Annotated in this window: 10 protein-coding genes; 8 read left to right on the top strand and 2 right to left on the bottom strand. The window is 59.6% G+C overall.

The features are described from left to right. Positions 1-131 precede the first annotated feature (131 nt). The 6 genes from JAB6_RS14290 to JAB6_RS14265 all read left to right on the top strand — a co-directional run bounded on the left by JAB6_RS14290 (position 132) and on the right by JAB6_RS14265 (position 8,981). Positions 132-614 carry a DUF4124 domain-containing protein gene (locus JAB6_RS14290; RefSeq protein ID WP_070303448.1) on the top strand — a complete coding sequence of 161 codons (483 nt, stop codon included), beginning with the start codon at positions 132-134 and terminating at the stop codon, positions 612-614. A 5-nt stretch (positions 615-619) separates the two neighbouring features. Beyond that, positions 620-1,708, top strand: a complete 1,089-nt coding sequence (glnL, locus tag JAB6_RS14285) for a nitrogen regulation protein NR(II) (RefSeq protein ID WP_070303346.1) — start codon at positions 620-622, stop codon at positions 1,706-1,708. 48 nt (positions 1,709-1,756) lie between these two features. Next, positions 1,757-3,247, top strand: a complete 1,491-nt coding sequence (gene ntrC / locus JAB6_RS14280) for a nitrogen regulation protein NR(I) (RefSeq protein ID WP_070303345.1) — start codon at positions 1,757-1,759, stop codon at positions 3,245-3,247. A 140-nt stretch (positions 3,248-3,387) separates the two neighbouring features. Then, entirely contained in the window at positions 3,388-4,353 is a 966-nt protein-coding gene (gene corA / locus JAB6_RS14275) for a magnesium/cobalt transporter CorA (protein WP_034760218.1), read from the top strand. Positions 4,354-4,487: 134 nt separating this feature from the next. After that, positions 4,488-5,861, top strand: a complete 1,374-nt coding sequence (locus JAB6_RS14270) for a GAF domain-containing sensor histidine kinase (protein ID WP_034760214.1) — start codon at positions 4,488-4,490, stop codon at positions 5,859-5,861. A 303-nt stretch (positions 5,862-6,164) separates the two neighbouring features. After that, positions 6,165-8,981, top strand: coding sequence for a TonB-dependent siderophore receptor (locus JAB6_RS14265; RefSeq protein WP_254671621.1), 2,817 nt, complete (start codon positions 6,165-6,167; stop codon positions 8,979-8,981). An 80-nt stretch (positions 8,982-9,061) separates the two neighbouring features. Here JAB6_RS14265 and JAB6_RS14260 read toward each other — a convergent pair whose 3' ends face one another. Next, on the bottom strand, positions 9,062-10,693 hold the full coding sequence (locus JAB6_RS14260) for an NAD(P)/FAD-dependent oxidoreductase (RefSeq protein WP_070303344.1): 1,632 nt from the start codon (positions 10,691-10,693) through the stop codon (positions 9,062-9,064). A 1,091-nt stretch (positions 10,694-11,784) separates the two neighbouring features. Between JAB6_RS14260 and JAB6_RS14255 the strand changes: the two genes are divergently transcribed. Further along, on the top strand, positions 11,785-14,781 hold the full coding sequence (locus tag JAB6_RS14255) for a carboxypeptidase regulatory-like domain-containing protein (RefSeq protein WP_051992113.1): 2,997 nt from the start codon (positions 11,785-11,787) through the stop codon (positions 14,779-14,781). 656 nt (positions 14,782-15,437) lie between these two features. Continuing rightward, on the top strand, positions 15,438-18,296 hold the full coding sequence (locus JAB6_RS14250) for a TonB-dependent receptor (protein ID WP_139143388.1): 2,859 nt from the start codon (positions 15,438-15,440) through the stop codon (positions 18,294-18,296). 104 nt (positions 18,297-18,400) lie between these two features. On the opposite strand, the gene JAB6_RS14245 is transcribed toward JAB6_RS14250, so the two are convergent. Further along, a complete protein-coding gene (locus JAB6_RS14245) occupies positions 18,401-19,126 on the bottom strand; it encodes a 16S rRNA (uracil(1498)-N(3))-methyltransferase (RefSeq protein WP_070303342.1) in 726 nt (241 codons plus the stop codon). Positions 19,127-19,138 lie beyond the last annotated feature (12 nt).

Below are 19,138 nucleotides of genomic sequence, written 5' to 3'. Positions count from 1 at the left end.
CGGGTGAGGCGATGGTCTTGCCCGCGTTTTTTGTTATGGCGCCACAGTGCGTTGTTGTATAGTCGGCCCAGGAACGATGCGGCACGCGCCGACAGGAGTAGAGATTGACCAAGCATTGCAGAATGGCGCTGATGGCAGGATTGCTGGGCGCGGCGGCACAGGCGCACGGGCAGCTGTATGTGTGCGCCGATGCGCAAGGACACAAGACGTACACGGACAAGCGGGCTGGCGCGCATTGCCAGCTGCTCGATTTGCCGGGCGCCATGACGGAGCCGCCACGCAAGACGGCGCCGCTGGCCGGCGCGCCGTCCCGGCCCGCCACGCAGGCGGCGGCCACGGCAGCACCTGCCGCAGGCGCGTTTCCCAAGGTCGATGGCGCCGAGCAGCGCGCGCGCGACCTGGACCGGCGCCAGATCCTGCAGGACGAATTGCGCAGCGAAGAGCAGAAGCTGGCGGCGCAGCGCCTGGAGTTCAACGGCGGCCAGCCTGAGCGCCAGGGCAATGAGCGCAATTACGCGAAATACCAGGAACGAGTGGCGCAGTTGAAGGACAACATTAGCCGGACACAGCAGAACGTCGAGGCCCTGAAACGCGAGATCGCGAATATTCGGTAAAGCACATGACACTAGACAACCATTCCAGCCGCCCGGCCCACCTGGCGGGCCTTGATTTGCTCGCTTCGGCCGTGATCCTGCTCGACGGCGACGGCCGCATCAGCTATGCCAACGCGGCGGCGGAAAACCTGCTGGAAAGCTCGTTGAAGGCCCTGTCGCGGCAAAAGCTGACGGCGCTGTTCTTGAATCCCGACGAGCTGGCCGGCATTTGCGCGCAGGCGCTCGAGCATAAATTTTCCGACTTGCGCCAGGACCTGACTCTGGAGCGCCTGGGGCGCGAGCCGCTGCGCGTGCACAGCATCATCAGCGCGCTCGACGCGCCGCGCGACGGCGTGCTGATCGAGCTGCGCGAAAACGTGCAGCAGCTCAAACTTGACCGCGAGGAGCGCATCCTCGACCAGAGCCAGGTCAACAAGGAGCTGATCCGCAACCTGGCGCATGAAATCAAGAACCCGCTGGGCGGCATCCGCGGCGCGGCCCAGCTGCTGGAGCTGGAATTGCCGGCCCTGCACCTGAGCGAGCTGCGCGAGTACACGCAAGTCATCATCAAGGAAGCGGACCGCCTGCAAACCCTGGTCGACCGTTTGCTGGCGCCCCACCGCCGCCCGCATATCGTCGGCGACGTGAATATCCACGAAGTGTGCGAAAGGGTACGCAGCCTGATCCTGGCCGAGTTCCCCAGCGGCCTGAGCATTTCGCGCGATTACGATGCTTCGATTCCCGAGTTTCGCGGCGACAAGGAGCAACTGATACAGACCGTGCTCAACATCGCGCACAACGCGGCGCAAGCGCTGGCAGAGCGCATCGAGGCGGGCGATGCGGAGCTCATTTTCAAGACGCGCGTGGCGCGCCAGGTGACCCTGGCCAAGGTCCGCTACAACCTGGCATTAGACTTGCATATCATTGACAATGGACCGGGCATCGCACCCCAGATCCGCGACCGGATTTTCTACCCGCTGGTGTCGGGCAGGGAAGGCGGCAGCGGGCTGGGGCTGACCTTGGCGCAAACCTTCGTGCAACAGCACCTGGGCGTGATCGAGTGCGAAAGCCGGCCTGGATACACCGATTTCAGGATCGTTCTACCCTTGCCATAAGCGAGGAGGTATCCCACCCATGAAATCCATTGCGGGACGCACACACTAATGAAGCCAATCTGGATAGTTGACGACGACGAATCAATCCGCTGGGTGCTGGAAAAAGCCCTGGCGCGGGAAAATCTCGCCACCAAGAGTTTTGCCAATGCGCGCGACGCCATCGCCGCGCTGGAATTTGACACGCCGCAAGTGCTCGTGTCCGATATCCGCATGCCGGGCGCATCCGGCCTGGAATTGCTGCAGACGGTCAAGTCGCGCTTTCCCGGCTTGCCTGTCATCATCATCACGGCCTTTTCCGACCTTGACTCGGCCGTCGCAGCCTTCCAGGGCGGCGCCTTCGAATACCTGGCCAAGCCCTTCGATATCGACAAGGCTGTCGAGCTGATCCGCCGCGCGCTGGAAGAAAGCCTGCGCGAGACGAGCGTTGAATCGGGCCCGTCCGAAACCCCGGAAATCCTCGGCCAGGCGCCGGCCATGCAGGAAGTCTTCCGCGCCATCGGCCGGTTGTCGCAATCGAACGTGACGGTGCTCATCACGGGCGAATCCGGTTCCGGCAAGGAGCTTGTGGCGCGCGCGCTGCACAAGCACAGCCCGCGCGCGGCGCAGCCTTTCATTGCTCTCAACACGGCGGCGATACCGAAGGATTTGCTCGAGTCCGAACTGTTCGGCCACGAACGCGGTGCGTTTACGGGCGCGCAGACGACGCGCCGGGGCCGCTTCGAGCAGGCGGAGAACGGCACCTTGTTCCTTGATGAAATTGGCGACATGCCGTTCGACTTGCAGACGCGTTTGCTGCGCGTGTTGTCCGACGGCCATTTCTATCGCGTCGGCGGCCATCAGCCGATGAAGGCGAACGTGCGCGTCATTACGGCCACGCACCAGAACCTCGAGCAGCGCGTGCGCGACGGCCTGTTCCGCGAAGACTTGTATCACCGCCTGAACGTGATCCGTTTGCGCCTGCCCAGTTTGAGGGAGCGGCGCGAGGATATCCCCATCCTGGTGCGCCACTTCCTGGTGCAAAGCGCACGCCAGCTGGGCGTCGAAGCCAAACGCATGAGCGAACCGACGATGCAGTTCTTGAGCGGCCTCGATTTACCCGGCAATGTGCGCCAGCTGGAAAACCTGTGCAACTGGATCACCGTGATGGCGCCGGGCCAGACGGTGGAAATCAAGGATTTGCCGCTGGAATTGACGCAGGGGCAGGGCGATGGCGCGGCCACGGCGGCGGCGGGCGAAGCTGCGCCAGCAGCCGTTGCCCACCCGCACGGCGGCCAGGTCTTTGAAGCCGTCGCGCCCGCCAACGGCGCGCCGCCGGGCTGGATCGGCTTGCTGGAATTGCAGGCGGCCGGCATGCTGGGCGCGGGGCAACAGGAAGTCATGGCCGTGCTGGGGCGGCAGTTCGAGTCGGCCCTGATCAAGACGGCGCTCAAGCATACGCACGGGCGCAAGAACGACGCCGCCGTGCGCCTGGGCATCGGCCGCAACACCATCACCCGCAAGATATCCGAACTGGGCATCGACGGCGCCAAAGACGACTGATTGCCGTCCGGACGGGGCTCCGCCCCGTCCGCTTCCCCTCCTGGCGTTCCTCGCACGCCACAACACCCACAGCAGGCGATAAGGTAAGCTAGCGCCTGCCGGACTGTTTCGTCCGGTTTTAACTTTATTGTGGAAACTGTATGCTGATTAACTGCGTGGCCTACCAGGATGGCAAAAAACTGGCCGACTTGCCGATCGACGATATCAGCGATTACGTCGAGCGCCCCGATTGTTTCGTCTGGGTCGCCCTGCTCGACGCCACGCCGGACGAGCTGAAACAGATGCAGCACGAGTTTTGCCTGCACGAACTGGCGGTGGAAGACGCGCAGCGGGGCCACCAGCGGCCGAAGATCGAGGAATATGGCGACTCCCTGTTCGCCGTCGTGAAAACCGTGGAAATGGTCGAGAACGAACTGGTGCTGGGCGAAGTCGACATTTTTGTCGGCGCCAATTACGTGCTCTCGTCGCGCAGCAACAGCTCGCAAGGTTTTCTTGGCGTGCGCGCGCGCGCCGAGCGCGAACCGCACTTGCTGCGCCAGGGATCGGCCTTCGTGCTGTACGCGCTGATGGACGCCGTCGTCGACCGATACTTTCCTGTCCTCGACGCGCTCGAATCGGAGCTGGAACTGATCGAGGACCGCATCTTCGACCGTGGCACCGAGCGTGACAATATCGAACGGCTGTATCAATTGAAACGCAAGGTCATGGTCTTGCGCCACGTGGTCGCACCCCTGATGGAAGCGGTGGGCAAGCTGCACGGCGGAAGGGTGCCGCCGCTGTGCCACGATACCCAGGAGTATTTCCGCGACGTGCATGACCATCTGGCGCGCATCAACGGAACGCTCGACACCATCCGCGACACGATCAGCACGGCGATCCAGGTGAATCTGTCGATGGTCGCCATCGATGAGAGCGAAGTGAACAAGCAATTGGCGGCCTGGGCCGCCATCTTCGCCGTATTTACCGCGTTTGCCGGTATCTGGGGCATGAATTTCAAGTTCATGCCGGAACTGGACTGGCATTATGGTTATCCGGCCGCCGTGGCAGTGATGAGCTGTGTCTGCGGTTATATGTATTACTTGTTCAAGCGTTCCGGCTGGTTATAAAAAATTCCTGTGTATCTGTATTATTAAACAATAGCCAGGGGTACAATCGCGGCAAGTCCGTTGACCCGGACCTTTGCTGAGGATCGCCGCGCCGGCAGCTTTGCCTGCGCTTTCCGTGCTGCGCAGGAGCATTCATGAGTATTCCGTTGTTTGATGTGAATTCGCAAGAACCCCTGTTCGATCCCGAGCAGCGGCGCACCCTGGCGGAGGCGGCCCTGCGCTCGATCACCGCCTCGACGGCGCACGCCCGTGGCGACGATTTCCTGCGTATCCTCGTCAAGGATCTGGCCGAAGCGCTCGACGTGCACTATGTGATCGCCGGTCGGCTGGTGCGCATGGACGATGGCAGCGAAGGCATCCGCACCCTGGCCCTGTGGGGTGGCGGCGACTATCAGCCGAATATCGAATACAGCCTGCAGCACACGCCTTGCCAGGACGTGACCTGCCAGAGCATGTGTTTTCACGGCAGTGATATCCAGCGTCGCTTTCCACTTGATACCCTCCTGGTCGACATGCATGCGGAAAGCTATGTCGGCATGCCGCTGATCGATACCGATGGCAAGACCCTGGGCATCCTGTCGGCCATCGACACGCGTCCCATCGATGAAAACAAGCGCTTGCTGGCCTTGCTGCTGCTGTCGATCTTCTCGGCGCGCGGCGCGGCCGAGCTGCAGCACCAGGAGCGCACCCAGCAGCTGGAAGAAATCGTGCGCGTGCGCACCGAGTCGTTGGTGGCGGCGCAGGCGAACCTGATCGAGCAGGAACAGATGGCGGCCCTCGGTTCGCTCGTGGCCGGTGTCTCGCATGAAGTCAACACGCCGATCGGCGTGGCGCTGACGGCGGCGTCGAGCATGGGCAGCTATGCCGACCAGCTGGTGCAACTGCTGGGCGGCGCCAAGGTCAGCCGCGCTGAATTGATCGACATTGCCGAATCCCTGAAAGGCGCGGCCGCCCTGATCGAACGCAACCTGGCGCGCGCCGCCGACCTGATCGGCAATTTCAAGCAGCTGGCCGTGGACCAGGTCAGCGAATATGTGGCCGACCTGGCGCTGCACGACTATGTGCACGGCCTGGTGTCGGCGCACAGCCCGGAACTGCGCAAGGCGGCGCTGGGCGTGGAACTCGATATCGCCCCCGATTGCCAGGTGCGCCTGGCGGCCGGCAAGCTGTCGCAAATCCTTTCGAACCTCTTAATGAACAGCGCGCGCCACGGCTATCCGCAGGGCGGCCCGGGCCGCATCACGATACGCGCGCGCATCGAGGCGGACGGCGATGGCGCCGATGCGCGCTGGCTGCTGCTGGACTTTTCCGACGACGGCATCGGCCTGGCGCCGGCCGTGCGCGAACACATGTTTGAACCGTTTTTCACCACCAAGCGTGGCCAGGGCGGCTCCGGCCTGGGCATGCACATCGTCTACACCATCGTGCAGCAACTGGGCGGCCAGGTGTGCGCCATCGACTGCACTCCCGGCTGTCATATACAAATCAGGCTGCCGCTGGCCAACTGACACCGCGCGGCCTCCCGTCTAGCGGGGAGGGGCCGTCCTATCCCAAGCCGCCTCCGTTTTTCACATGTTGTATGTACGCCATACGCATGCTGAGTTCTGTTGACACTCATATTCTTGCCGTGATTCTATGTAGTTGTCTAGTTGACTTTTAGTCTCCTAGTGCCATTTCTGTACAAGTGTGCCAGCGAACTTCACGGTGCCTGATCAGGTGCCGTGCGAGACGTTTCCTTTAGATGAACGAGTGCAATCCGGGTAGCAAATCCGGAGTCATATATAACCGTACAAATGAAAAAAGGGTTCACCATGCTTAAAGAAACCGTCATCTCTCGTGCAGTTCGCATCGTCTGCGCCGGTGGTGTAGTTGCCGCCATGTCAGTTGTTTCGCAGTCCGCGATTGCACAAGATGCGCAGGGCGCCGATGCGCAAATCCAGCGCGTTGAAGTCACCGGCTCGTCGATCAAACGGATCGCCGCCGAAGGCGCCTTGCCGGTCACTGTCCTGACCGCTGAAGCCATCCGCACATCGGGCGCCACCTCGGTCACCGATCTGGTCAAGAAACTCTCTTCCGCCCAGGGCGCCACCAGTGAAAGCTCCTCGGTTGGCGGCAGCACCTTCGGTTTTTCCGGTATTTCCGTGCATAACGTGGGTGAGACGCGTACGCTCGTCTTGCTGAACGGTAAACGCCTGGCCCAGTTCGGCGGCCAGACGCTGACGGGTTTCGCCGCTGGCTTCGACTTGAACTCGATCCCTATCTCGGCAATTGAACGCGTGGAACTGCTGACCGATGGCGCCTCCGCCCTGTACGGTGCCGATGCCATCGCCGGCGTGGTCAACTTCATTACCAAGCACGATACGACGATCGGTGATGTGACCATCGGCTATTCCGCACCCAAAAACGGTGCGCGTGAAAAACGCCTCAGCGCCACCAAGGGCTTTGGCAATCTGGACGAAGATGGCTACAACGTGGTGCTGACCTTTGGCCACGATGAGCGCGACAAGCTCGCTTCCGTCGACCGCAAGTTCGCCAACACGGGCAAGGTGCAATTCTCGGCCAATGGCAAGCGCTATCAGAAGCAGCAGTTTTCGGCCAGCCCGATTCCTGCCAATGCCACCGATGACAATGGCCAGCTGATCAGCCCTTACCAGAAGGCCAACGGTTCCTGCCCGGAAAAGACGTTCCGCGTGATTGAACCGTATAACGATGGCAGCGGCCTGGTCGATGACTATTGCGGCTATGACTTTACCAAGGACCTGGAAATCTATCCGGAACGCAAACGCGACAACTTCATGGCGTCGGGCACCTTCAAGCTCGCCGGCCAGGAAGTGTATGCGGACGTATTGCTGTCACGCACCAAGCAGACTTCGCGCATCGCTCCCGTACCTGGCGCGATCGCCGTCGATGCGGGCACGCCGCTGCATGACAAGTACTTGGTGCCAGCGGGTATCACCGGCGATAGCACGGCGTTCTACCGCTTGTTCGACATGGGCCAGCGTACCTCGAAAGATACGGCAGATTTTGCCAGTGTGGTGGTCGGCACGCGCGGCATTCTGGCCGGCTGGGACTATAACGCAGCCTATAACTTCTCCGAAAGCCGCGTAAAAGGCAGTATTTCCGGCTATCCTGGCGCCATTGCCGTCAATAACCTCACGTCGAGCGGCTTGCTCGATCCCTTCGTCGGCCCGGGCAAGCAGTCCCCTGCGGCACAGGAAGCGATCAAGTCGGCCGCGTACTCCGGTTACTGGGACGGCGGCACTTCGCGCCTGCAGACGATTAACCTGAATGGCTCGACGGAACTGCGGCGACTGCCTGGCGGTGCAATGATGCTGGGCATGGGCGTGAACATCAACCGCGAGGAATTCTCCGCCAAGCCAAGTCCGTTTGCGCAAGGCATCCTGGCCGATCCCGTGAAGGGCACCTTGTGCGGCGGCACGACGGGGCTGGAATGCGACCAGCGTTTCGGCGACGCGGCCAGCAGCCAGCCGTACAGCGCCAGCCGTACGTCGAAGGGCATTTTTGGCGAAGTCATCGCGCCTGTGCTGAAAGAGCTGGAATTGGGCGCCGCCTTGCGTTTCGATGAATTCTCGGACTTTGGTGGTGCAACCACGGCCAAGGCCAGCTTCAAGTGGACGCCGGCCCCCACCTTGCTGATCCGCGGTTCGGTCGGCAATGGTTTCCATGCGCCGACAGTGCCACAAGTCAACGCCTTGCAGCGCGGCTACGGCGTCACCAGCGACAAGTACACGTGCTCGCCAGCCTTGCAGGCGATCGCCACGCGTCTCAATGCGCAATGCCAGCCAGGCAACCGCCAGTACGACCAGCTGGCCGGCGGCAACCGCGAATTGCAGCCTGAGAAATCGAAACAGGCAACCATCGGCTTCCGTTACGAGCCGATCAGCGCCATCACCCTGGGCGCCGACCTGTGGCATGTGCAGATCCGCGATTCCTTCGGCCAACTGACCGAACAGCTGGTATTTGCCAATCCGGCCAACTTCCCGAAATCGTGGGGCGTCAACAAGGACGTGGGCACGGGGACTACCTACCTGGCCTTCCTGGCTGACAACCAGAACTTGGGCAAGTCGTTTGCCACCGGTGTCGATATCGATGTCAGCGCCCGTTACCGCTCCGGCATCGGCCTGTTCACGTCGCAGCTGAACGCGACGCAGATGCTGCGCGAGGACGTGCAGCTGGAACGCAATGGCAGGTATTATTCGGCGCTGGGCAACTTCGCTGATCTGGGCTCGGTGACGTTCCGCACGCGCGGCCAGTGGACGAACACCCTGAAAACGGGCAATTGGTCCAACTCGCTGACCGTCAACTTCCTGTCCGGCTACAAGGACCAGGAAACGTCGGTCGACGTGCTCGACGCGTCGGGCGCCGTGACGGGCCAGGAAAAGATCCGCATGCAGGTAGGTTTCTATTCGACCCTCGACTGGCAAACGGTATGGACCCCAAGCAAGAGCTGGGTCCTGACCGCCGGCCTGCTGAACCTGACCGACAAGAGCCCGCCATTCGTGCCATCGACGGCCGGCGCGAACCGCGGCCAGCAATTCGGCTATGACGACCGCTACTACGATCCGCGCGGCCGTACGGGCTACCTGAATGCTTCGTACAAGTTTTAAGCAAGGTACGCAGGCATCAAAAAACCGGCACTGAGTGCCGGTTTTTTTTCGTCCCGCCGCAGGGCGGGGGAGGGCAGGGCCTAGCGGCGCGCCGCCATCGACAGGGCCACCGCCTCGGCCACCTTGATGCCGTCGACGGCCGCCGACAGGATGCCACCCGCATAGCCGGCGCCTTCGCCGGCGGGGAACAGCCCCCGCGTGTTCAGGCTTTGCAGGTCATCGTCGCGGCGCTTGATGCGGATCGGCGACGAGGTACGCGTTTCCACGCCCGTCAGCACGGCATCGGCCTTGTAATAGCCCTTGATTTGCTTGTTGAACGCCGGAAACGCTTCGCGCAGGGCCGTGATCGCGTATTCGGGCAAGGATGGCGCCAGGTCCGTCAGGTGCACGGCCGGTTTGTACGACGGCACCACGCTGCCAAATTCCGTCGAGGCGCGGCCGGCCACGAAGTCGCCGACCAATTGTCCTGGGGCATCGTAGTTGCCGCCACCCAAGGCAAATGCGCGCTCTTCCAGTTCGCGCTGCAGGGCGATGCCGGCCAGCGGGTCGCCCGGGTAGTCGGCCGGCGTGATGCCGACGACGATGGCGCTGTTGGCGTTGCGCTCGTTGCGCGAGTACTGGCTCATGCCGTTCGTCACCAGGCGGCCCGGTTCCGAGGCGGCCGCCACCACCGTGCCGCCCGGGCACATGCAGAAGCTGTACACGGAGCGGCCATTGCTGGCGTGGTGCACGAGCTTGTAGTCGGCCGCGCCCAGGATCGGGTGGCCGGCGCTGGGGCCGAAGCGGCAGCTGTCGATCAGCGATTGCGGGTGTTCCACGCGGAAGCCGATCGAGAACGGTTTCGCTTCGATGTACACGCCGCGGCGGTGCAGCATCTCGAAGGTGTCGCGCGCGCTGTGGCCGATGGCCAGCACGACGTGGTTGCTGGCGATGGTTTCGCCATTGTCCAGCACCACGCCGCGCACCTGGCCGCCATCGCTGCCTGGCTCGATGTCGAGATCGACCACTTTGCTGCTGAAGCGGTATTCGCCGCCCAGCTGTTCGATATTGGCGCGCATTTCTTCCACCATCTTGACCAGGCGGAAGGTGCCGATGTGCGGCTTGCTCACATACATGATTTCTTCAGGCGCGCCGGCCTTGACGAATTCCGTCAGTACCTTGCGGCCATAGTGCTTGGGATCCTTGATCTGGCTGTACAGCTTGCCGTCCGAGAAGGTGCCGGCGCCGCCTTCGCCAAACTGCACGTTCGATTCCGGGTTCAGCTCGCGCTTGCGCCAGAAGCCGAAGGTGTCGACCGTGCGCTCGCGCACCTGCTTGCCCCGTTCCAGGATGAGGGGGCGCAAGCCCATCTGTGCCAGGATCAGCGCCACGAACAGGCCGCACGGGCCCGTGCCGATGACGATGGGGCGCGGTTCATTGGTATGGCCGGCCAGCTGTTCGCCGCCGGCGACGAATTTATAGTCGGTGTCGGGCGCGGGCATCAGATGGATATCGTGGCCCAGGCGCGCCAGCACGGCCGCTTCATTCTTGACGTCCACGTGCAGCGAGTAAATCAACACCACGGCACTGCGCTTGCGCGCGTCATAGCTGCGCTTGAAGACGGTAAAGCCGAGCAGCTCATCGGCGGCAATGCCGAGGCGCGCCAGGATGGCGGCGGGCAGTGCCGCTTCGTCGTGTTCGAGGGGGAGTTTTACTTCGTTGAGTCGCAACATGGTGTGTATTTTTAAAAATTGCCGGGCTCCGTATCTAGCGGAGAGTGTGTGGTGACGCGTGAGGGCATCCGGCCGCTATTTTACCTCCACAATGCTCGCTGCCTCGTTTATCCGGACTTTTTTGGGGACGAAAAAGGCAGGCATACCGTCTGTGCGCATGCTTGCCACCGTGCCGTGAGGGAATCTGGAGATGTTTCCTTGCTGCCACAAACTGGTGCAAACCAGTGCGCTGCTGGTGCATCCGCCGCCCCTTGTTGGGGCGCGCAAATCCGGACCTAATTTTTCGGGTAAATTTGTGTTGCTTTTTTGTTGTGGCCGCTTGATTTTGTTGACGCCTTGCCATTGCGTGTGATTTGATAGTGTTTTGTTACTCGCAGGTGCAATTCCGTATCTTTGTTTCGCACGCATTTAAGGAAATGAGCAGCGTTGTCTCTTGCCGCTGCCACTTCCTCAATGGAGTGCGGGATTTTTATTTTAAGATGATGACGAGGAATTTCTTTTTATACAGAACTATTCTGAAAAAATCTGATTGATTTATTGCGGGATGGATCTGCAATATATTCGGCCTCGTTCCGTAAAATAATTTCGTCTTGTGCGTCATTTATTTTGCGGGCTCTTTATATCCATCTTTTTAGAAACAACTCTTCCTGCAGTATTCTGATTCCATTGGTGCAAAGCCACTGTTTGCAGGCATTCCAAGCAAGTTTGATTATCGTCCGCGAATGTTTTCATTCAGCCTGGATGCGTTTCCGCGTGCCTGTTTCCTGGATAAATTGAAGTGTTGCGCCAACAGAACAGTTTTCCTAATTTTATTGACCAGTCCGTTTCAATATGTTCCGATGTGTCATTCTGTTTTCTTTGCCTATGCAAAGTGGACCGAGAGGATGCCTTGTGTGACGGGATTGCAAGGTGATGAGAGTAAAAAGCGTTCAAAAACGCATAAGTGTGAGTGATAAACTCCTTTACCAAAGCAGTAATACTGCGCTCATAAATAAATAGGGAATGACATGTTGAGAAAAACTGTAATAGCACGTGCATTAACGATCGCTTTCAGCGCATCGGTATTGAGCGTTGCGATTGTTCCAGCGGTAATGGCACAGTCGAATGCCACGGGCAACATCATCGGCAAGATTGCGCCGGATGCCAGCGCGTCGGTGCAGATCGTCGGTTCCGACAATGGTTTCAAGCGGACCATTTCGCCCGATGCAAGCGGTACTTTCCGCATCACCTCCCTGCCAGTCGGTAACTACAAGGTAACGCTGCTGAAAGGTTCTTCCGTCGTCAGCACGCAGGACGTGGAAGTACGCATCGGCCAGGAAAGCGAAGTAGCGCTGCAGCAAGTGCAAACCGTGAACGTGACGAGCCGCCGCCGCGCGATCGATGTCACCAGCTCCAACTCCGGTTCCTCCTTCAATTCGCGCGAGCTGGCTACCCTGCCACTGGCGCCTACGGTTGCCAACATTGTGCAATTGGCAGGCGGCACCACGCGCGCCGACTCGCGCTACGGCAACAACGCCGCCAGCTTCGGCGGCTCCAGCGCATCGGAAAATGCGGCGTATATCAACGGTTTCCCCGTCACCAACAGCCTGTACCAGGTTGGCTACTCTTCCCTGCCTTTCGGCTCGATTGCTGAAGCGCAAATCATCACCGGCGGCTACGGCGCCGAGTTTGGACGTTCGACGGGTGGCGTGGTCAATATCACCACCAAGAGCGGTACCAATAATTGGGAATTCGGTGCCGGCTTTACCTACGCGCCTGATTCGCTGCGCGGTAAAGCCAAGAACATCATGTTCCCGAACACGGGCGCCAATCCCAAGACGGATGGCAAGATCTACAACTACCGCGAAGGCGACAAGCTGACCGAGAAGGTCTACAACGCCTACGTCAGCGGCCCGCTGATCAAGGACAAGCTGTTCATCTATCTGGGTGGCGAATTTACCAAGATGGACCGCGAAACGGCACGCCTGGCCTCGACCAGCACCGTGAACAACCAGACCGGCTGGCTGGTGCAAAAATCCGAGGTGCCGCGCTATATCGCCAAGATCGACTGGAATATCACCGACAACAACCGCCTCGAATACACGCATATTTCGGACGAGTCGAATGTTAACGATCAATACTACGGCTTCAACTATGACACCAAGAAGCGCGGCTATGTGCAGAACGGTGGCGCCAAATTCAAGAACTATTCGGCAGGTGTGCTGTTCCTGAACGCCACCGGCGCTGCGCTGGCGGCAGCCCAGGGCTCCAACATCGACATCCTCAAGCTGACCAGCTATGTGACCGATGATCTGACCGTGCAAGCCCTGATCGGCCAGGCCAAGACGCAACGCGAGCAAAATCCGTTTGGCTACATTCCAGGCTTGCGTCCTGTCGTTGCCTCCCCGGATAACCAGGTGCCAGGCGTGAATTACCAGCCTAGCCAGGTGCAAGGTTTCAGCTCGGCCCTGTTGCGTGATGGTGCGCAAGATACCAACCGCGGCTATCGCCTGGATCTGGAATACAAACTGGCCAAGCAGCATACGATACGCGGCGGTCTGGATCACAACAAGATCAATGCCCTGAACGGCACGGAAGCGGCTGGCGGCGGTACCTGGACGTACCTGAAGACCAATCCGAACACGGTATTGTCTGGCCACAATATGTCGCCGGCAGCTGGCGGCGGTTATGGTACCCAAGGTTACTACGTGCGTGAAAATCTGCAGCGCGGCGGCTCCACCCCGACCGTCGAGCAATCGGCGCAGTACATCGAGGACCGCTATCAAGCTACTGAAAACCTGGTCGTGACACTGGGCTTGCGCAATGAGTCGTTCAAGAACATGAACGGTATCGGCGAAACCTTCGTGGAACAGAAAAACATGCTGGCACCGCGCTTGAATGCGGCCTGGAATGTGTACGGCGACGGTTCCCTGAAAGTCTTCGGTACGGCTGGCCGCTACTTCATGCAATTGCCTGCCAACATGGCCGTACGTTTTGCCGGCGCTTCGCTGAACACCGACCGCTTCTACACCTACACCGGCGTCAACCCAACCACCGGCGCACCGCTGGGCTTGAACCCGATCAGCAATGTCGTGTCGGCTAACAATGAATTTGGCCAGGAAAAACGCGCCAATGAATTGGCTGCGACCAACTTGAAGGCTCACTTCCAGGACGAGATCAACCTGGGCTTCGAGAAGGCCCTGACGCCTGATTTCAACGGCGGTATCAAGTTTACCTACCGTAAGCTGAAAAACACGATCGATGACTACTCGGATCCACGTGCCATCTCGGCCAAGCTGACGGGCGCTGAAAAAGAGTACTTCGACGATCATGGCTGGAACGGCGCCCTGTTCAATCCAGGCAAGGACAACACCTTCATGATCCCAGTGGGACCAAACGGTGCACAGCGCGCGGTGACGATTTCGGCTGCCGATGCAGGCTTCCCGGAAAAAGCCAAGCGTACCTACACGGCGCTGGAATTCATGCTCGAACATCCGATGCGCAATGGCTGGTATGGCAAGATGAACTACACGTGGTCGCGCAGCGAAGGCAATCAGGAAGGCCAGACCAAGTCGGATAACGGCCAGGCCGACGTGGGCTTCAGCTCGGGCTGGGACTTCCCTGAAACGATGGTCAACGGCAGCGGCTTGTTGCCGAACAACCGTGCGCATCAGTTGAAAACCTACGGCTACTATGAGTTCACGAGCCAGTTCGGCGTCGGTGGCAACTTGCTGGTGGCAACGGGTCGTCCAATGTCGCGTACTTGCAATATCCCAGCGTCCATGGATCAACAGGGCTTGGGCTTGTCGCAATACGGCTCGATCTTCTTCCTGTGCCCAACCGGCCCGAACGGCCGCGGCGCTTACGGTACGCTGCCAACGGAAATGCGCCTGGACTTGAACTTCATCTACAAGCCAGAGCAAATCAAGGGCATCGTGCTGAAAGTCGACGTGCTGAACGCAACCAACCGTCAAGTGGCGCAATCGATCGACGAGGCTTACAACACTAGCGCCGCCGGTACTGCAGTCAGCCCAACCGCCGGCATGGTCAATGCGTATTCGAGCCCGCGCACCGTGCGCTTGTCGGCACAGTACAGCCACAAGTTCTGATGTGACTCCCACCTCGCCGGCTGACCTTGGTCAGCTGGCGTAGGCTGGGATGTACAGGCAAGTCTGGAAGTTTCTGGCGCCCCGCAAGCTGCAAAGCTTGCGGGGCGTTTTCTTGGGTGGTGTCACCGCCTTAATGGTGTACTGTCAGATCGGACACGCTCCAATAACGTTTCTGGCGATCGGAAAACGTCCTGCTATAAATGCCATAAGAATGTTGTTTTGTGTACATAGTCATGTCAGATATATGTTCTAGATTGACAATGTGGCATTGCTGTGCTCAACTGTGATCCTGCAATGACTTCCGTTTGGATAGTCTTATCCTGGCGTCTGTCTCATCTGCATTGTGTCTCCTGCCGCCTCTCCTCAGCGCCACGTTCTCGTACATGTCGCCACGCTGTTTTTGCGTCCGAAAATGTGAAAAATTTCCTTACTGTTGTAATTAAGTGTAACTGTGCTACATATATTTGACACTTTATGATGATAAATGTTTTTATATGTCTTCTAGGCAAAATGTTTATCGCATTTTGTGCAAACAAGCCGGGAGGTGAACGGCGAACCTAGACCGGGTTGCCAAGGAAATTGAACCCAAAATTTCCTTGGTCAACAGTCAGTTGCATAAGAGCAGGCTGTGAGAGTGGCTTGTACGGAGAAAATAATTGGATAATAAAATTGTACTGAAGCGCAGTGTCATCGCAGTAGCGCTCACCTTGGCATCGTCCCACATGGTAGTCATGGCGCAAGAAGTGTCCGCCGAACCTGCTGTGCAAAAAGTCCTGGTGACAGGGTCGAACATCAAGCGTTCCGAAAAAGAAGGTTCGTCGCCGATCCAGACCCTGAATGCCAAGCAGATCGCTGCGACGGGCGCCAATACGGTGGCCGAGCTGCTGCACTCGATCCCCGCTTTTGGCTCGGGCTCTTCGGTTGACGTGACTGATGGTGGTTTTTCGCGCGGCGCGGCAACGGCTTCCTTGCGTGGCCTGGGCTCCTCTTCCACGCTGGTATTGCTGAACGGCCGCCGCATCACGGCTTCCGCGTATGCCGATCCGAACCAGGGTAAATCGGCTGTATATGACTTGAACAGTATTCCTGTTTCGGCCATCGAACGCGTTGAAGTATTCAAGGATGGTGCCTCGGCCGTATATGGTTCCGACGCGATCGCCGGCGTGGTCAATTTTATTACCAAGACCAATTACACGGGTGCTGAACTGACTGCCAGCGTCAGTGCCAACGATGATGGCGAGTTTGCACGCCAGAATCTCAGTGGTATCTTCGGCTTCGGCAAGGACCGTTTCAACGCTTTCGTCAGCTTTGACGTTGCCAAGCGCGACAGCACCCTGATCAAGAACGTCAACGACGTCCAAAAAGGCATGTACGCGGACATCAACGCCCGCCTGAACCCGTTTTCGAGCAGCCTGAGCACGTCGCCGTTCTTCTATGCCGAGCGCACGCCTGGCGGCAAGAACTTCGCCAATACCTACGCCTTGCGCGACCTGGTCAAGAATCGGCTCGATTGCCCTACCTCGCAACAGATTACAGGCGACCGTGTGGCGCATAATCTGACGGCAACCGATACCCTGGTGGGCCGTACGTTCTGTAATTTCAATACCAACGATTATTCGGAAGTGCAAAGCGCAGGCAAGGACGCCAATGTGCTGTCGCGCGCCACGTATGAAATCACGCCGAGCATGACTGCGTTTGCGGAGGCTGGCTATAGCCGTTCGGAACGTACCTACCTGCGTGCGCCTACGGCATTCCGCGGTACGGCGTCCACGACCGTCTTCCTGCTGGACGGCGCTCCTCAGCAATTTCAGATGATTTTGCCGGTTGGCCATCCTGACAATCCGTTCCCGACACAGCGCGCGGCGGTCGGATACCGTGTCAGCGCGGACGGTGGCGCAGTCAATACCAATGAAACCTACCGTTTGCTGGCTGGCTTGCGTGGCACCGTCGGCGAGTGGGACTGGGAAACCGGTTTCCTGTGGAACCGCGCCGAGCGCAAGGAAGAGACGCTCGGCATGCTGTATCGTCCGACCCTGCAAAAAGTCATGACCCAGGGGTGGACCCTGGCCCAGGCCAACGCCGATCCTAGCGTCACGCGCGACCTGACCAACCGCGGTTTCGCGCAAGTAAGTCAGATTGACGCCAAGGCCAGTTCGGCCTTCGGTCAGCTGGGCGGCGGCCAGGTAGGTGTGGCGTTTGGTGCTGAATTCCGTCAAGAGAAAATCGGCCTGACGCCAGACTTGGCAGTACAGCGTGGCGATATCATTGGTCTGGCCAACTCGGTTGCCGACGGCCGCCGCAACGTTAGCTCCGCCTTCTTTGAGGTGCGTACGCCGTGGACCAAGAATTTCGAGATGGACTTTGCTGGCCGTTACGACAAATACCCTAACTTGAAGGGCAATTTTGTTCCGAAAGTGGGCGGCAAGCTGACGGTCAACGATCAAGTTGCCATTCGCAGCACGTACGCGGAAGGTTTCCGTGCTCCTGCGCTGACGCAAGTGTCGCCAGGCGGTGTGCAGTCGTTCCAGACGGTAACCGATTCGCTGCGCTGCCCGGACGGTGTCAATCCAGTCCCTGGCGCTGACAAGAGCGATTGCGCCAAGGGTATTTCCAGCCTGTCGTCGGCAACGCCTGACCTGCGTCCTGAAAAGTCGAAGAGCTACTCGCTTGGCCTGATCCTCGCGCCGACCAAAGATATCGACGTGCTGATCGACTACTATCGTATCAAAAAAGTCGATGAGACCGCCTTGTTCAGCGCACAGTACATGATCGACCATGCTGATCGCTACCCCGCCAACGTGGTGCGCGACAATAGCGCGGCCAACCAATTGGTTGATGGTAGCGGCAAGCCTATCGCAAATAGCGGCCCGATCTATCAGGTCAACCGTTCGTATGTGAACCAGGGCAGCACCGAAGTGAAGGGTGTGGACGTTGAAGTCGCCTTCCGCAAATCGCTGGGCGACATGGGCCGTCTGACCGCCAATGTGAACTGGAGCTATCTGATGAGCTTCAAGCGTGCCGAGCGTCCCGGCGACGTAGCGACCGACACCTCGGGTTCTGCTGGCGGAATTTCCGACTGGTCAACGTCGGTTGGCGACAATCCGAAAAACCGTGCTAGTGCATCGGTCAATTGGACGCGTGGTGATCACTCGCTGACCACGTCGGTTGATTTCGTGGGGGCCGTATCGTTGCTGCGCCGCAGCGACAACGATGTGTTCTACGAGAAGCCATACTGCCAGTACGGCTCGGGACAGCCATCAACCGCGTATCAACTGGGTGGCTTGCCGAAGTTCAGCAACTACATCACCAACTGCAGCGTGAAGAGCTGGACTACGACCAATCTGGCCTATTCGTACACGGGCTTCAAGGATTTGACGCTGTCGTTCAATATCAAGAACGTCTTTGATATCAAAGCGCCATACGATCCGCGTTACCCAGTGGAAGGCTTCAACACCCAGCTGCACAATGGTCAAGGCCGTTATTTCCGCGTCAGCGCCAACTACCACTTCATGTAATCAGTACCTGCCGGCGTGTCAGCACGCTGGCAGACCTGCATGTCTGGCATAAAAAGCCACCCGGATTTTTCGGGTGGCTTTTTCATGATGGCGCCGCTGGCGTCTTACATCCCGCCCCACAAGGCACTCAGCGTCGCCAGCGCCGTCAGTCCCGCCGTTTCCGTGCGCAGGATGCGCGGCCCCATGCTCAAGCCGATGGCGCCGGCGGCCAGGGCCGCCTTTTCTTCCGCTTCCGAAAATCCCCCTTCCGGCCCCACCATCACGGTGATCGCCTGCGGCGGCTGGTGACGCGCCCAGTCGGCCAGCGATTGCTGCGCGCGCGGCGTCAGGATGATGCGTTTATGTAAATCTTGCTGGCTGCTCCAGCTATTGAAGTCTTGCAATGGCGCCAGCTGTGTCAGCCGGTTGCGTCCGCATTGTTCCGATGCGGATACGATGATGCCTTGCCAATGCGCGAGTTTTTTCTCGGCCCGCTCGGCGGACAGGCGTACCACGCAGCGCTGCGCCGACAGCGGCACGATGCCGGCCGCGCCCAGTTCGATGGCTTTTTCGATGATCCAGTCCATTTTCGACGCTTCCGGCAGCGCCTGCGCCAGGGTCACGGCGTAGGGCAGCTCCGCTTCACGCGCCACGTGCGCCTGGATTTGCGCCGTTACGCTGCGCTTGGCGACCGCCACCAGACTCGCCTGCACTTCGCCGCCTTCGCCATTGAACAGGGTGATGACGTCGCCCGGCGCCAGGCGCACGACCTGGACATGGTGGGCGACAGCCTCCGGCAGGGCGATGGTGGTGCCGGCAACGAGCGGCTGGGGGCAGAAAAAACGCGGCATGCAAATCCTCAA

Source organism: Janthinobacterium sp. HH104, from assembly GCF_001758715.1.
In the GTDB taxonomy this organism is placed as follows: Bacteria; Pseudomonadota; Gammaproteobacteria; order Burkholderiales; family Burkholderiaceae_D; genus Janthinobacterium; species Janthinobacterium aestuarii.
Note: the sequence above shows the minus strand (reverse complement) of the source record. Positions and strands in the feature narration are given on the sequence as shown.

Excerpts from the sequence above, each read along its gene's own strand:
- JAB6_RS14290 (WP_070303448.1), top strand. The coding sequence starts at position 132 with ATGGCAGGATTGCTGGGCGCGGCGGCACAGGCGCACGGGCAGCTGTAT.
- glnL (WP_070303346.1), top strand. The coding sequence starts at position 620 with ATGACACTAGACAACCATTCCAGCCGCCCGGCCCACCTGGCGGGCCTT.
- ntrC (WP_070303345.1), top strand. The coding sequence starts at position 1,757 with ATGAAGCCAATCTGGATAGTTGACGACGACGAATCAATCCGCTGGGTG.
- corA (WP_034760218.1), top strand. The coding sequence starts at position 3,388 with ATGCTGATTAACTGCGTGGCCTACCAGGATGGCAAAAAACTGGCCGAC.
- JAB6_RS14270 (WP_034760214.1), top strand. The coding sequence starts at position 4,488 with ATGAGTATTCCGTTGTTTGATGTGAATTCGCAAGAACCCCTGTTCGAT.
- JAB6_RS14265 (WP_254671621.1), top strand. The coding sequence starts at position 6,165 with ATGCTTAAAGAAACCGTCATCTCTCGTGCAGTTCGCATCGTCTGCGCC.
- JAB6_RS14260 (WP_070303344.1), bottom strand. The coding sequence starts at position 10,693 with ATGTTGCGACTCAACGAAGTAAAACTCCCCCTCGAACACGACGAAGCG.
- JAB6_RS14255 (WP_051992113.1), top strand. The coding sequence starts at position 11,785 with ATGGCACAGTCGAATGCCACGGGCAACATCATCGGCAAGATTGCGCCG.
- JAB6_RS14245 (WP_070303342.1), bottom strand. The coding sequence starts at position 19,126 with ATGCCGCGTTTTTTCTGCCCCCAGCCGCTCGTTGCCGGCACCACCATC.